Annotated in this window: 18 protein-coding genes; 14 read left to right on the forward strand and 4 right to left on the reverse strand. The window is 38.5% G+C overall.

Going from position 1 to position 15174, the window contains the following annotated elements; translation table 11 throughout:
• Positions 1–642: 642 nt before the first annotated feature.
• On the reverse strand, positions 643–1734 hold the full coding sequence (locus ACHABW_RS11300; protein ID WP_435755400.1) for an alanine racemase: 1092 nt from the start codon (positions 1732–1734) through the stop codon (positions 643–645).
• A gap of 339 nt (positions 1735–2073) precedes the next feature.
• The gene (locus ACHABW_RS11305; protein ID WP_435755401.1) at positions 2074–3273 is read right to left on the reverse strand and encodes an IS256 family transposase; all 1200 of its coding nucleotides are present in this window, start codon (positions 3271–3273) and stop codon (positions 2074–2076) included.
• Positions 3274–3672: 399 nt separating this feature from the next.
• Here ACHABW_RS11305 and ACHABW_RS11310 point away from each other — a divergent pair, with 399 nt between their 5' ends.
• From ACHABW_RS11310 to ACHABW_RS11355, 10 genes are all read left to right on the forward strand, one after another.
• Positions 3673–4353, forward strand: coding sequence for a nuclease-related domain-containing protein (locus ACHABW_RS11310; RefSeq protein ID WP_435755402.1), 681 nt, complete (start codon positions 3673–3675; stop codon positions 4351–4353).
• Positions 4354–4942: 589 nt separating this feature from the next.
• Positions 4943–5770: a hypothetical protein gene (locus ACHABW_RS11315; RefSeq protein WP_435755403.1), complete on the forward strand. Its 828-nt coding sequence runs from the start codon at positions 4943–4945 to the stop codon at positions 5768–5770.
• 302 nt (positions 5771–6072) lie between these two features.
• Positions 6073–6447 (forward strand): DUF2294 domain-containing protein, encoded by a 375-nt coding sequence (locus ACHABW_RS11320; protein WP_435755404.1) that lies wholly within the window; start codon positions 6073–6075, stop codon positions 6445–6447.
• A 202-nt stretch (positions 6448–6649) separates the two neighbouring features.
• A complete protein-coding gene (locus ACHABW_RS11325; RefSeq protein ID WP_435755405.1) occupies positions 6650–7663 on the forward strand; it encodes a sodium-dependent bicarbonate transport family permease in 1014 nt (337 codons plus the stop codon).
• A gap of 275 nt (positions 7664–7938) precedes the next feature.
• A complete protein-coding gene (locus ACHABW_RS11330) occupies positions 7939–9027 on the forward strand; it encodes an ABC transporter substrate-binding protein (protein WP_435755406.1) in 1089 nt (362 codons plus the stop codon).
• 93 nt (positions 9028–9120) lie between these two features.
• The gene (locus ACHABW_RS11335) at positions 9121–10131 is read left to right on the forward strand and encodes an ABC transporter permease (RefSeq protein ID WP_435755407.1); all 1011 of its coding nucleotides are present in this window, start codon (positions 9121–9123) and stop codon (positions 10129–10131) included.
• Positions 10118–10912 (forward strand): ABC transporter ATP-binding protein, encoded by a 795-nt coding sequence (locus ACHABW_RS11340; RefSeq protein WP_435755408.1) that lies wholly within the window; start codon positions 10118–10120, stop codon positions 10910–10912. The genes ACHABW_RS11335 and ACHABW_RS11340 overlap by 14 nt, the downstream gene beginning before the upstream one ends.
• 289 nt (positions 10913–11201) lie before the next feature.
• On the forward strand, positions 11202–11375 hold the full coding sequence (locus tag ACHABW_RS11345) for a hypothetical protein (protein WP_435755409.1): 174 nt from the start codon (positions 11202–11204) through the stop codon (positions 11373–11375).
• Positions 11376–11600: 225 nt separating this feature from the next.
• On the forward strand, positions 11601–11813 hold the full coding sequence (locus ACHABW_RS11350; RefSeq protein WP_435755410.1) for a DUF1659 domain-containing protein: 213 nt from the start codon (positions 11601–11603) through the stop codon (positions 11811–11813).
• A 35-nt stretch (positions 11814–11848) separates the two neighbouring features.
• Positions 11849–12070, forward strand: a complete 222-nt coding sequence (locus ACHABW_RS11355) for a DUF2922 domain-containing protein (RefSeq protein WP_435755411.1) — start codon at positions 11849–11851, stop codon at positions 12068–12070.
• Positions 12071–12180: 110 nt separating this feature from the next.
• On the opposite strand, the gene ACHABW_RS11360 is transcribed toward ACHABW_RS11355, so the two are convergent.
• Positions 12181–12318 (reverse strand): hypothetical protein, encoded by a 138-nt coding sequence (locus tag ACHABW_RS11360; protein WP_435755412.1) that lies wholly within the window; start codon positions 12316–12318, stop codon positions 12181–12183.
• Positions 12319–12471: 153 nt separating this feature from the next.
• Positions 12472–12822, reverse strand: a complete 351-nt coding sequence (locus ACHABW_RS11365) for a hypothetical protein (protein WP_435755413.1) — start codon at positions 12820–12822, stop codon at positions 12472–12474.
• 304 nt (positions 12823–13126) lie between these two features.
• Here ACHABW_RS11365 and ACHABW_RS11370 point away from each other — a divergent pair, with 304 nt between their 5' ends.
• The 4 genes from ACHABW_RS11370 to galE all read left to right on the forward strand — a co-directional run bounded on the left by ACHABW_RS11370 (position 13127) and on the right by galE (position 15136).
• Entirely contained in the window at positions 13127–13339 is a 213-nt protein-coding gene (locus tag ACHABW_RS11370) for a DUF1659 domain-containing protein (RefSeq protein ID WP_435755414.1), read from the forward strand.
• A 38-nt stretch (positions 13340–13377) separates the two neighbouring features.
• Positions 13378–13599, forward strand: a complete 222-nt coding sequence (locus tag ACHABW_RS11375; protein ID WP_435755415.1) for a DUF2922 domain-containing protein — start codon at positions 13378–13380, stop codon at positions 13597–13599.
• Between the two features lie 83 nt (positions 13600–13682).
• Positions 13683–13886, forward strand: coding sequence for a YvrJ family protein (locus ACHABW_RS11380; RefSeq protein WP_435755416.1), 204 nt, complete (start codon positions 13683–13685; stop codon positions 13884–13886).
• 236 nt (positions 13887–14122) lie between these two features.
• Positions 14123–15136: a UDP-glucose 4-epimerase GalE gene (gene galE / locus ACHABW_RS11385; RefSeq protein ID WP_435755417.1), complete on the forward strand. Its 1014-nt coding sequence runs from the start codon at positions 14123–14125 to the stop codon at positions 15134–15136.
• Positions 15137–15174 lie beyond the last annotated feature (38 nt).

A 15174-nucleotide genomic window follows, 5' to 3' on the forward strand; every position in this document is an offset into this window, starting at 1 on the left:
ACATAGAATATATTCAGTTAATAACAGAGCTAGCTTGACACCAAAGCAAAGCCTAAATGAATTCGGTGATAAAGCTTCGGTTAGATCAATTAGCCAGAGACTAGTAACTTTTCCGTTTGTTATTGACAGCATCCCATTAATTTTGATCTAATTCCACAAGTATAATGAAAACCCTTTCACAACCATAGCACGGCTTTTTTTCAGTTAAAATATAAAAAATGTTAAATAAATATCACAAAACACTAAAACACCTAAAAGAATGTATTTGTTCTATATGGTATAAAAATGTTGAATTCAAAGTGAAAATAGGAGTAATGTATCGCAGTATGACAAATATTGGAACTCCAGCGGTATATCTCATGAATTATACGTTTTTTCGCTTGAATAAGTAGACTATAATACCTGATTTTTCTAGACATTCGATTATTCTCGCAATATAACCAGCAAATTAAAAATTGATATTGATCGTCCGAAAGTTCGTTTGGAAACTAATGCATGTAACAAATTTTATGAAACCCTTCTTTACCGGTTCTTAATGCTCATTATAAAAGACTTAAAAAGCAAAAAAACAAGGACCAGTATGCAATTATACTGGTCCTTGTTTTGCAGAATATATTAGCTAGCTTTTTATAAATCTCCTCTTTATTTATTCTTTCCTCTAGCCGTTACTGCGATCACCTCTTCAATCTCACCATTCCGAATTCCTATTAGTTCGTCTACCAGATTAACCGTTGGACAAACATGATTAGGGATAATTTCTAGTACGTCGCCAATTTTCAAGTCAACACCTTCAGGTACATTGATGACTCCATGTTCTTCCGATAACCAACTTACTGTTAAACCATTTTTTCCTTTTATTAAGCCATATCCATCACCAAAAATTCGTTTATCCGACGTCAATGTTTTCGAACCAGAATCAATAATCGCACGGTTTTCTGCAGGCCTACTCACTACAGTGGCGTATATCAAAAGCGCACAATCTTCTTCTGTCACAAGTCCGAGGTCTACCAACTTTGCATCGTTGAAAACATATGTTCCAGGCCGCATTTCCGTTACACCTTCAACATGTGCCCCTATATAGGAGGTTGGGGAGGAGCCTACACTTATACAAGGTATCTCAAAACCTAATTCGCTATTAATTAAAGTCTTCGTTTCAACAAGATATTGTCCTTCTTGCCTAGTTATTTCGATCATTTCTTCTTGGCTTTTTGCTGCATATGCGTGTCCAGCGTGAGTCATTAAACCATATATTTCAATGTTTGGCAGTTTGGCAATTTCTTCTACTAAACGCAAAGTTTCCTCACCATATTTTTTCCCAACGCGACCAAGCCCCGTGTCTACTTCGATATAAACCTTGATTTTCTTCCCAATGCTCGCACCTACTGTGGAAATTCCACCGGCCACTTCGACGCTATCTAACGAGACCTTGATATCTGCTCTTTCTGCCAGCCTTTTTAATCTCGTTAATTTCTCCGCACCAATAATTGGATAGGCAATGAAAATATCATGAATCCCGTTCTGGTGCATGACTTCCGCTTCACCAAGTTTAGCTACGGTAATCCCATCAGCCCCAGTTTGTAATTGTTTTAACGCAATCGTCACGCTTTTATGCGTTTTTATGTGAGGACGAAGTGTAATCCCAGCCTGTCTAGCTTTCTCGCTCATAACTCGGATATTATTATCCATTTTATCCAAATCAACGACTAATGCAGGCGTATCAATATTTTCTACCATATCCATCACATCCTTTATTTAATAGGTAATTCAATTGTATCAAAAAATAACGTTCTTCTTTCTATTTCGGATCATGTATGAACCTTTAGGATGATTTATTTTTGATCACAAATCCTTTAGGTTCCACTGTGGTACCCGGTCGTCCTGTGAGTGTCGCTAAGTTCCGGTTTAGTGTCTTTAAGGGAATATCGGCAGTCAAGTCCATATTTATGTGTAAGAGTAATATACAATGTTTCAACCAGTATATATATTAAATTCTATGAGTGTAGAATTAGAATTAATTTTTTAAGAATTTGAACTTCTAGTGGGGTGCCCACCGAGGGGGCAAAAATTTTCCAATTATTTCTTTTCGTTTCGTTCAACCTTTTCTTCCATGGTCATAAACTTGCTTCTTTTATTTGCATAGCCCTCGTCAATATCCATGAGAATAGCTCCTATTAGTCTTGTAGCTGAATCTATGTTCGGAAAGATCTTTATAATCTTTTCCCTTTTTCGTACTTCCTGGTTGAGTCTTTCAATACTATTACTGGTACGTAAAGAAATATGGTGATGAGAAGGATACTGGTAGTATTGGGTTGAATCATCAAAAGCTTCATCAAGAAGTTGCATAGCTTTTTCATATTTTTTCTCTTCCCCATACTCTTCTATAAGCATATTTTTACGTTCGCGTGCTTGTTTAAGGGTAGGTGCATCAAAGATATCCCTGATCTGATCTCTCATCTCTTTCGAACCTTTTTTCGGTAATACTCCTACGATATTGCGTGATAAGTGAAAGTAACAGCGCTGCCAAGACGTTCCTGCAAATCTGGAACGGATCGAGGAAACAAGCCCTGCGTGAGCATCAGAAATAACAAGTTGAGGTCTCTGAAGTCCTCTGGCCTTTAACTCGTCGAAGAACTCCGTCCATGTATCCGTGGATTCACCGCTTGAAATTTTCATTCCTAATACTTCTCTCTTCCCGGCAGAAGAGACACCGGTAGCGATGTGCAATGCCTTAGACACGACTCTGTCCCCTTCTCGCACTTTAATATACATGGCATCCGCATAGACATAGGGAAAGTGCTGAGCATTTAATGGACGGTTCCGCCATTTGTCAACGACTGGGTCCAGCTGTTTCATTAATTCAGAAACAAGAGATTTGGAGACTTTTTTTCCGCAATAGTGATGAACAATTTTCTGAACGTTTCGCGTAGAAACACCGTTTACAACCATCTCAATCATGGAAAGCATAAAAGCCTGGTCAATGCGCTCATATTTCTTGAAGACGGATGGACTGAATTCCCCATCTCTTGTTCTTGGAACATTGAGCAAAAGGGTTCCAGCAGACGTTATAAGCGAGCGTTCGTAGGAGCCATTTCGATAACTTTTCCGTTTCGAAGAACGTTCATAAGCATCAACCTGTAAATGTTCTTCCTGTTCTTTCTTCATGAGTTCATTAAGCGCCATTGTAGTTGAAGCTTTAACGGTAGCTTCCAGTGTACTTTCCTGGATTTTTTCTTTAAGATCTTCTAAATTTAATGTAAAATTGATTTGGGTCACTATCATAACCTCCGTATCTGTTTTTTTGGTCGAAAACATTGTAACACGGGTCCCTGATAGTGGCCTTTCTTTTTACACAATTATACGGACTTAATCATATCGGCTCTCTGAATGGCACTATCCACACTCTTTCCTTCCACTCACAAACGGATTGGATGGCTCTGTGGCACTATCGCTTGGGTTAGTGACACTCGCTCACTATTGGGCGTGCTCACTGGCTTTATACTTCTGCTTCGCCTTTTTATAAGAGCATAAAATTTTTAGAAAACGTATCATTTTCCCTTGTATTTTCAGATGTACTGTTTATAATTTAATTAAAAGCTCCATGATTGCATATCTAGCTAACAGGCAATCTTATTTCTTATATTGCTTTTAAAATATATAATAGGAATGATGCCCATGGTATTTAAAACACCGCGTAATCCCCCTCACGAACTCCTCATGCTTCAGCACTTGCACTCTCGGATGATGCTCCCAGCAAATTTCATTAAAATAATGCGTAATCATAAAAAGGGATTGGAAGGAGAATTACATTTCGATTCGTATCTCAAAGGTATTTCCGTAGACTCAATCATTTTAAGAAGCCTGTTATTTGAATTAAATAATGAATACTTTCAAATAGATACATTGTTAATTTCGCCTTCTACACTATATCTATTTGAAGTGAAAAACTATTCAGGGGAGTATCAAATTAGACATGGCAAATGGTATAACTCGATTGATTCTCTGACCAAAGATCCAACCCTTCAACTTTATCGCTGTGAAACATTGTTTAGACAACTTCTTTCAAAATTAAATCAAACACAATTCGAAATAAAACCACTCGTCGTATTTCCTAATTTAGAGTTTACCCTTTTCCATGCCTCCAAAGATTTACCTGTTATTTTACCTACTCAAATATCAAAGTTTGTCCATCAATTAAATAGTACATCACCTAATTTTAAGCTACCCCAACAGTGCTATGACTTGTCAGACATGTTAATATCTTATGCCCTCGCCAAGTATCCTTTTCCTAACCTACCGGAATATAATTTCAACCAATTGATTAAAGAAGAATTCCGAAAGAAGCTTAGTATGTGAATCTTGTGCGCACCGTGAAACTATTGTTTCGGCAGTAAACAGATCTTTAGACGAGTTCCTTTTGCTTTTTCCGGAATTAAAGCTAACTACCAATATTATTTTTGAATGGTGTGGCACTATCGCATCAAAAAAAACCATCCGAACTATCCTTGCTAATAAATTTGAAGCCATTGGAATTGGAAAACAAACGTATTATTCAAATAAGACATAACATGTAAGGTCCATTCAGACGTGGGAATAGTGCTAAAGTCAATTTTAATTTCATTTGGTTACATTGGTGTGTATCCCTTCAGCTTGAGCGTTACTGTCCGCATTATTTAATTACAATCGCCCCTCTGACTTCCTCCGAATGGCGCTATTCCTCTTCTTAGCTACATTCGTTCTGCCCAACCTCTTCTGAATGAAACTATTCTTCTTCTATGCTAAACTCACCCTGCGCTAATTCTTCTAAATATCGCTAGTCATCAACTTCACACTTTCCTAACCATTTAATCTAATCAAAAACCTCATCTCCTCCGTTGTAGCGAGCAAATTTACTTCTGTGGTAAAATGATAATTTATAGAAATTAATTAGCACGGTTTAGGAGTGATGAGAATTAGATACTTGGTTTTACTAGCCCTAGGTTCAATGATCTCCATGATTGGTTGTGCGGGAAATAGCGTCGATGAAAATTCTGAAGGTTCAGTAGAGAATGATGCGAAAGAAGCCCCCTTTGAAATACATACCCGGGAAGGCGAAGAGAAAGTACAAAAAGCGTTTGAATCAGGTAATCTTGAAACGCAGCTTTATGAATACGAAAAACGTTTCTCTGACAACTCTTACAAAGGAGACATAGATGCTGAGGAACAAGCCGTATTCATTGAAGGTACAGGTGAAGTTAACGTTTTAATATCCGCTCCACATGCAACTAGTCATCGAAGAGATGGCGATAAAAAGGATGCAGACATCTATACTGGCTCTATGGCTCTGATGGTACAAGAGTTTACGGGAGCACACGTCATTTTCAGCACGTATGAAGGTGAAGATGGGAATTACGTGATTGGTGGAACGTATAAAGAAAAAATAGGCGAAATTATCGAGGAACATGATGTGGATTTGGTACTGGATTTACATGGGGCAGCTGAAAACAGAGATTTTGATGTTGATATTGGGACAAACTATGGCGAAACAGTAAGGAACGAATGGGTAGAAGGAATAACTACTATTTTTTCCGGTAATAATATAAACCGTGTTTATGAGAATGATACCTTCCCAGCGAGCACGGAAGGAACGGTTACAAAACACACATGGAACCATTATCAAACCGAGGCAATGCAACTAGAAATTCACCGGAACTACAGGAACCCTAGGAATGATTTGGATTCTTACTATGAAGCACTTAAGTCCCTTGTTCTTTTTGTTGAAAACATAGGCTGATAATAGATATCAATGTAGAAACACCAATTATAAATTCTGGTATTCTAGTTATCTCTATAGAAATAAATGTTGACAAAAATCGAATTTCTTCATAATATAATATTAGCTTAATAAATCCAATAGTTGAAAATATACGATTAAAGCTTGGACGAATGAGCATATTATGAATAGAACTTATTGATAATGTGAAAATTCAGTCTGTTGTTTTAAGACGGAGATTAAAAATTATCGGTATACTTTTCTTTAGATATGATGTTATCTAAAAAAGAGTATACCTTTTTTTATGATAGAGGAGGCTTAATGTGGCACAGTTGGAAGTCAGAAAAAGTGTAATGGAATCGGAAATCAGTAAAGCATTAACACAATGGGAAAAAGAATATTTTGGTCGTGGATCGGTCAATGTCAAAACGGATATTGTTCGTAATATGGTTATTGTGATTCTAAAAGGAATCCTAACCCCGGCGGAACAAGAGCTTGCTAAAGACCAACAAGGTCTATTGGATATCAAAAACATGCGAGCCAGTTTAATCGAAAAAGGGAATCATCAAATTAAGACTATTATTCACCAAATAACAAGTGAAGTTGTTGAGAGTTTTCACACAGATATTAGCGTTCATAAGGGTGAACGGATAATCGTTTTTATGCTGAAAGAGAATCTTGAAAAAAAACTGACATAACCAATATACAGGGAGATCACGTTAAAAACCTCTAATTAAGGTGAGTAATTGATAAACCGACAATGATGAAGAAATGTGCAACTTGCACCTTCCTTTCTCTTGTCGGTTTTTTTATTTAAAGAGGAGATGGGGCTGAAATCGATCGTACAAAGCTGATTCAACCCCTAACATAATCTATGATAATAAAGGAGACAGGAAAATCATGCTGGATATAATCACACAAAACATACTTTCACCAGTCGTTTTATTCTTTGTATTAGGAATCATTGCTTCTATTTTTAAATCAGATTTAAAATTCCCTAAGGGGTTGAGTGAAACATTAAGTATTTATTTATTGATAGCAATTGGTCTTAAGGGTGGAATCGAACTTTCTAATTACAGCTTCGACACCGTCATTCAGCCAATCATTGGAACACTCTTTTTAGGTATCGCTACACCAATACTCACATTAATTATCCTTCGTTTTACAATGAAAATGGATAGTGCGAATGCGATCGGGCTAGCTGCAACTTACGGCTCCGTCAGTATTGTCACCTATGGCGCAGCAATCACATTTTTAGGGAACCAGGGAACTAGCTATGAGAGTTTTATGAATGCCATGGTTGTGTTAATGGAAATTCCAGCAATCCTTGTTGCGCTATGCGTTTATGGTGCGATCAAAAATACAAAGCAACAGCCTTTCGTTTTACAGCAAAAAGTAGGCATTGTTGCTACAGCTCCTTCTACGTTCATTAATAAAGAAGTCCTAAAAGAAAGTCTCTTCAGTAAAAGTGTACTGTTATTGATGGGAAGTTTAGTCATCGGTTTAGTCGTAGGCAAAGATAGTCTTCCAGTGATTCAACCGCTATTCATTGATTTATACAACAGCTTTCTCTTATTGTTTCTCTTAAACATGGGAATCATGGCCGGAGAACGACTCGACTTGATTAAAGAACACGGCTTCAAACTAGTTGTATTTGGAATTTGTGTCCCGCTTCTTTTTGGTGTTTTGGGGATATTAGTCGGTTCTGCAACCGGGCTTTCCTTAGGAGGAGTTACATTAATGGGTGTTTTAGCGGCAAGTGCTTCTTATATCGCTGCACCTGCAGCCTTGAAAACGAGTGTCCCTGATGCTAATCCATCTATTTATCTCGGATTAGCGTTAGGCATCACATTTCCATTTAACTTGATTTTCGGCATTCCGGTATTGTTTTCGATTGCTCAGTGGATCGGCTAACAAAATATGAGAAGGGGTTATCAGCATTTGATAACTCCTTTTTTTGTAAAACGGTATATTTCATCGCTATTACTTTAGTTAGCACGATGAAAGCTGATATCTTCGCGACCCATCACTCTCACTCGTTTCGCGCGCCTCTCACTTTCTAATAAACCTCTAGCACTCTCTACTACTTTAAAGTGGCAAAAATTTACGTTTACATCTCCCCTATCTTATATTATGATGGAGTGTAATCATTTAAAAAATTCTGACTAGCAGATGTAGGGGGAAATATAATGAAGAAGAAATGGGACGTACGTATTGGAACAGCTTTGATGAGTTGTTTATTGTTAGCTGCCTGTGGTACAAATGAAGATCCAAACACGGATGCTAACGTAGAAAATAATACAAATAGAGCAGTAGAAGAAGAAAATGCATCCGCAAATGAGGAAGCAAATACAAATGCTAACTCGGGAGCAGATGAAGCCGAAATGGTACATATCGGAGCATCGCAGATCGTAGAACATCCATCTTTAGATGCTGCTTATGAAGGATTTAAAGAAGGTTTAGCAGACAACGGCTTTGTTGAAGGCGAGCAAGTTACTTTTGACCTTCAAAGCGCTCAAGGTGATCCGAACAATGCAGCAACCATTGCAAATAACTTCGTTGCTGATGACGTTGACTTGATTTTCGCAAACTCCACGCCAAGTGCCCAAGGAGCATTACAAGCATCAGAGGAAATTCCGATTATTTTCACATCTGTCACTGACGCAGTAGGTGCTGGACTAATTGAATCTATGGATCAGCCAGGAGAAAATATTACTGGAGTACTCGATCTCCATCCTGAATCAATCGAAAAAACGGTATCGTTTATCGATGAGTATTTCGCAGATTCCACTGTCGGCCTAATCTATAATTCCGGGGAACAAAATTCCGTTGCCCAGATTGAAGCTGTTGAAGCTGCAGTGGAAGGCACCACTCTTGAAGCCTTGACACGCAGTGTTTCCACCTCAGCAGAAGTACAACAAGCTGCCGATTCTCTTATCGGGGAAGCAGATGTTCTTTTCATTATTACAGATAACACCGTTGTATCAGCACTCGAAACGGTTGTTGCAACTGCCAATGATTACGATATTCCACTTATTGTCGGTGAACCTGACTCCCTTGAAAGAGGAGGATTTGCTACATTTGGTATTGACTATCATTCTATCGGGTACCGTACTGGCGAAATGGCTGCTGAAATACTTAGCGGCGAAAAAACAACAGCTGATATTCCTGCCGAGTATCCAGCTGATATGCAATTGTTCATTAATCGAGAAGCAGCAGATGCTCAAGCGATTGAATGGAATGCTGATTGGGACGATCAAGCAGAACTAATGGAATAATAAAAACGCGTAACCTAGAAATACCAGTGCACGTGCAGACGTTCCTGCACGTGCTTCTCTTATATATAGATTTATAGAAAGGCAGGGAATTTAATGTTTATTGCATCATTTGGAGCAGTTGAATCAGGAATTATATATGCGTTAATGGCACTCGGTGTTTATCTTTCCTTCCGGGTGCTGGATTTCCCTGACTTAACTGTGGATGGAAGTTTTGTCACAGGGGCAGCGGTTGCAGCAGTATTGATTGTTAATGGACAATCCCCGATTATTGCTACAGTAGTCGCTATTTTTGCAGGGTTTGCGGCAGGCTGTGTTACAGGATTATTGCATACAAAAGGAAAAGTAAATCCTTTACTCTCAGGGATTTTAATGATGATTGCCCTGTATTCCATTAACCTCAGAATAATGGGGAAATCCAACGTCCCATTATTAAATGAGACAACCATGTTCACCCAAGTTAGATCGTTTTCGGAATCCATTGGTTTAGATGGTTTTTTAAACGGAATACTTGCATCTATGGGACTAGAAATATTTCCACGCACATGGGGCATCCTCTTTTTAGGTTTAGTCGTTGTCTTAATCGTGAAGTTCTTAACGGATCATGTTCTAAAAACAGAGGTAGGATTAGCACTGAGAGCAACTGGTGATAACAAAAAAATGATTCGTAGTTTTTCTGCAAACACTGACTCTCTTTATATCTTTGGTCTCGGTTTGTCGAACGCACTTGTTGCATTTTCTGGTGCACTGGTCGCCCAACTTGGTGGTTTTGCAGACGTAGGTATGGGAATTGGTATGATCGTGATTGGTCTTGCCTCCGTTATTATCGGTGAGGCACTTTTCGGTACAAAAACGATTGCAAGAGTCACACTTGCGGTTATTGGTGGGGCGATTGTGTATCGACTAGTTGTAACGTTAGCACTTCGCGCCGATTTTTTAGATACGGGTGATATGAAACTCATAACGGCAATTATCGTTATCGCTGCACTAGTCACGCCGAAAATGATTGATGCACAAAAAGAAAAACGCAGACGGTTCAGAAAACGAGCAACGATGGAAAAGTTACAAGCCCGTAGTACTGGAGGCAATAACAATGTTACATCTTAATCAAATAAACCTTACATTTAATGAAGGAACGCTTGATGAAAAAAATGCGTTAGAAAACATTAATCTTACGTTGGTACCTGGCGATTTTTTAACGATTATTGGCAGTAATGGTGCTGGTAAATCAACGATGATGAATGTTGTATCAGGTACATTGCTCCCAGACGTTGGAGATGTGATCATAGATGACAAAACGGTGACCCATCTCCCTGAATACAAACGGTCACAAATGATTGGGCGTGTGTTTCAGGACCCGATGGCAGGTAGTGCCCCGTCAATGACAATCGAAGAAAACCTGGCGATGGCTTATTCACGTAATAAAAAGCGCACCTTTAAAACAGGGGTGACCAAAAAACGCAAAGAAATTTTCCGTGAATATTTAGAAACGTTGAACTTAGGTCTCGAAAATCGTCTTTCGGCTAAAGTTGGTCTGTTATCTGGTGGTGAACGCCAAGCACTTTCGTTATTAATGGCGACATTTACTGAACCAAAATTGCTGTTACTCGATGAGCACACTGCTGCACTGGACCCTTCCAGAGCGGAATTGATCACTAAACTGACCGCTGATATTGTAAAAAAATTCAACTTAACGACTCTAATGGTTACTCATAACATGCAGCAGGCACTGGATCTTGGTAACCGCCTGATCATGATGGATAAAGGGCAGATCATTCTGGATGTCTCAGGTGAAGACAAGCAAAATCTAACGATCGAAAAACTATTGCAAGAGTTCCAACGAATCCGCGGTGAGAAAATGACTAACGATAAGGCTGTATTGGGGTAACTTAATCCTGGCAGTTTAAAAAGTTCAAGCGCCTCTTAGGAGGTTCTTGGACTTTTTTGTGGTTGTTTTTATGGTTTTGTTGCAGTTTGTTAGTATTTTTATTAGTATAGAGCCAGTCGTGTGTGGTTAGTAAGGCAAAGGACAAGACTATTTTCACTCATACTAAGTCAGGAATCACCGCGAATTTCATCTGAAACAAATTTAGACATTTTTTAAAACATCGTTCAACAACCTTCTAATGATGAAAGGTTTAAACTATATATATACTATTTTCATTGAGGTGATTTTTATGAAACTAATAACGTTTGATACCCGTTCCAAACCTAGTTTGACATGCGCAACAATTTTTGAGCAGGTTAGCATGTGGTTAAGCGCCAATCCAAATGTGATGGTAAAGGAAATACAAATGAATGAAAGCGACGCACGTTTACTGTACGAATTTCATGAGACTGCTTTTGAGTAAATAATATTCTATATCTAGTTCCAATGAAGGACAGGCAATGCGCATAGAAAAACGTGATAAAACCTCTATAAACAGGCCCTCGTATTGGGCCTGTTTTTTAGTGCCTCTAGTAGCATAGCTGTAAAACTCCGCAGAATTTATAATCTCTCATTCAAAATTATTTCCTCCTCCCTCCCCCTTTTTCCCCTGCCGCTTGTACTTGTTTAGCGAAAGGAGGTGATCACGATGAACAACGCCTTAGACTCACGCTTGTCTCTTACTTTTAATATCGGGTTTGATGAAAAAGGAGACCTTAAGTTTCAGACGCGCAATTTTCAAAATGTAAAACCGAGTGCGTCGGATGCAGAAGTTTACCAGACAGCGATTGCATTATCCTCTCTCACAATGTTTGAGCTGGATAAAGTCGAACGACACAATATGTATGAATTAAACGCCTAATTTTTAAAACATTCTTTAAAAGGAGGTGAACGACCATGGCTAAACGCTTGGAATTACTTTTTACTGATACGCTTAAAGGAAATGTAACGATCGGTTTGGATGATCCGATCGAACCGGTTGATGCTGCTGCAATTTCCAGTGCAATGGATATCATCATTGCTCAAGGAGCATTGACTTCTGCGAAAGGAGATCTTGTTGCTAAACGAGGAGCTCGACTTGTCGAACGAAATATGGAAACAATTGAGATTGATGTGTAAGAAAAACCCGGAGAGCCTTCTCTCCGGGTTTTATTGTATCCTATAAGAATAAATTTAACTTATGACTGCTAGGTTGAACTTTATTTTTGCGCCGGTTTATATAGAAATAACTATCTCTTTTGCTTCGGCTGTAGATCTTGCAGTCTATTTCCAATATGTTGTACCATTTCTTGTGCGTCAATTTCTGGATTTTTAGATGCTGTATTTTTAAATTCAACTAATAACTTTTTTAAGTTTAACGAGTCCACTTTCTATTGCCTCCTAACAAGCAAGATATAGTTATTGCTTCTATTTCACTTGTTAGAAATACCCGATTATTGCTGGCTTAAACATAATGCTTCATTGTTTAATTAAGGCTTCCACAACAGTAGGAAGCAGAGAACCGTCCCTTCAGCTTCCCTTCAGCTTCGTTTCGTGAGGTTTGGGATTTTCTTTTCAAAGAAGATGTAGGACATTATTCTAATAATAACGGAATAAAGTGCAATGACCCCAATTATATCCCCAATATCCCCGAGTGACTCTGTTGCCAACAACCACACGGCAATCGCCCCCATAATGATTGCTCTTGTGTTACCTGACACACCATTCAAAGGTTTCCAAAACCCCCATAAGCTGCTTACTTCTTTCTCCAACTCATAAAAGCACACATAATGAAAAGGTTTGATTCGGAAAAAATTCGATGCTGTTATTAGCTGATCTCGATCTTTAATTTCTTTAAAACAATATCTACATATATTTGGACCCATTTTCATTTCCTTTCACTACCTGTTTTTTTCATTATAACAAGCCATCTCACCTATCACCAACCTCAGAGGATGAAATTTGGCAAAGGTTTCAGTATTTTTTAGCTTCCTATAGCGCCATTCATTGAAGGATATTCTACATGAATGTCGCTAAACGACTCTATTTAACTCCACACATATGACAGACACCTTTCCCATTTCTGCAAAATTCAAATATTTTTCGTTCAATCTGGCTACGAACAAAAATCTCCCTCTACTCCTCCTCCTTTTTCAGCTTTTACGTGTACTTGTTTAACGAAAGGAGGTGATCACGATGAACAACGCCTTAGACTCGCGCTTGTCTCTTACTTTTAATATCGGGTTTGATGAAAAAGGGAACCTGAAGTTTCAGACGCGCAATTTTCAAAATGTAAAACCGAGTGCGGCCGACGCAGAAGTTTACCAGACAGCCATTGCATTATCCTCTCTCACAAAGTTTGAGCTGGATAAAGTCGAACGACACAACATGTATGAATTAAACGCCTAATTTTTAAAACATTCTTTCAAAAAAGGAGGTGAACGACCATGGCTAAACGCTTGGAATTACTATTTACTGATACGCTTAAAGGAAATGTGACAATCGGCTTGGATGATCCGATCGAACCGGTTGATGCTGCTGCAATATCCAGTGCAATGGATATCATTATTGCGCAAGGAGCATTAACTTCTGCGAAAGGAGATCTTGTTGCAAAACGAGGGGCTCGACTTGTCGAACGAAATGTGGAAACAATTGAGATTGATGTGTAAGTTAAACGTACGCTATTTTTACTAAATGAAACCGGAGAGAATTCCCTCTCTGGTTTTACCCACAACGAAAGGAGAAAACAAACATGGAACTATGGTTGAGTGCCATTGGAGAATATGGATTTCCTATTGTTGTGACATTTTATTTACTTTACCGTATTGAAAAGAAGCTGGATCAATTGAATCATTCGGTTCTGCAATTGCAAAAAATTCTGCCTTTTCTCTACTCTAAAGCTAACAATAATGGACAAGTTATGTATCCGCCTACCCATTCCTATGACACCGATTAATCCAAAGTTAACTTGTCAAATGAAAATGAAACTTTACTTTAATAGGCAAAGAGGCTGAATCTATTATCAGCCTCTTTATTTATTGGTTCTATTCATTCCAAAGTCAACATTCATTCAAAACATATAAGTTGCTTTGTTAATCATTTTTAATTTCCCCTTGATAATGACCTTATCCATAAAATATATGGTAAAATGTTGAAAAGAGTTTATTCGAAAATAAGGCAGGGGGAAATGACATGGCAATTTTAGTTACCGGTGGTGCAGGCTATATCGGGACTCACACGTGTGTCGAATTACTAAATGCGGGGTATGATATCGTCGTTTTAGATAACTTATCGAACAGTAAGTTTGAATCCATCAAACGAGTAAAAGAGATTACAGGAAAAGACTTTCCTTTTTATGAAGGAGACCTGTTACATAAGGAGAATATTCAAGACGTGTTTACAAACGAAGCAATTGATGCTGTCATTCATTTTGCAGGCTTAAAAGCTGTTGGAGAGTCCGTTGCAAAACCTCTGTATTATTTTCATAACAATATAACTGGCACGCTGATGCTTTGTGAAGTCATGAAAGAGAATGGTGTGAAAGATATTGTATTTAGTTCCTCCGCCACGGTTTACGGCTTGCCAGAAAGTGTGCCAATTTCGGAAGACTTTCCATTGAGTGCTACGAATCCTTATGGCCGATCGAAGCTAATGATTGAAGAAATTCTTCGGGATCTTTACGTATCTGATTCTGATTGGGGAATCACATTATTACGGTATTTCAACCCAATTGGCGCCCATGAAAGCGGGAGAATCGGAGAAGACCCAAACGGAATCCCCAACAATCTAATGCCTTATATATCACAAGTAGCGGTTGGAAAACTGCCTCAACTTCAAGTTTTTGGTGATGATTACGCAACCACAGACGGTACGGGAGTAAGAGATTATATCCATGTGGTTGATTTAGCTAAAGGTCATTTAAAGGCACTGGAGAATATTAAGAAATCTAGAGGAGTTAACGTCTATAATTTGGGGACAGGCAGAGGTTACAGCGTTTTAGAAACGGTCCAAGCATATGAAAAAACTTCCGGAAAAAAGGTTCCGTATCAAATTGTTGATCGCAGACCCGGAGATATTGGCGTCTGTTATGCAGATCCTAGAAATGCAAAAGAAGGTCTTGGATGGGCTGCAGAAAAAGGGATGGAAGAAATGTGCCGTGACTCATGGAAATGGCAGAAAAATAATCCTCACGGGTACAATATTTAAAACAAAGAAGACATTAATAAAGATAGACTACCTAATTG

Origin of the sequence: Salipaludibacillus sp. CF4.18 (assembly GCF_051262595.1) — a bacterium.
In the GTDB taxonomy this organism is placed as follows: domain Bacteria; phylum Bacillota; class Bacilli; order Bacillales; family Salisediminibacteriaceae; genus Salipaludibacillus; species Salipaludibacillus neizhouensis.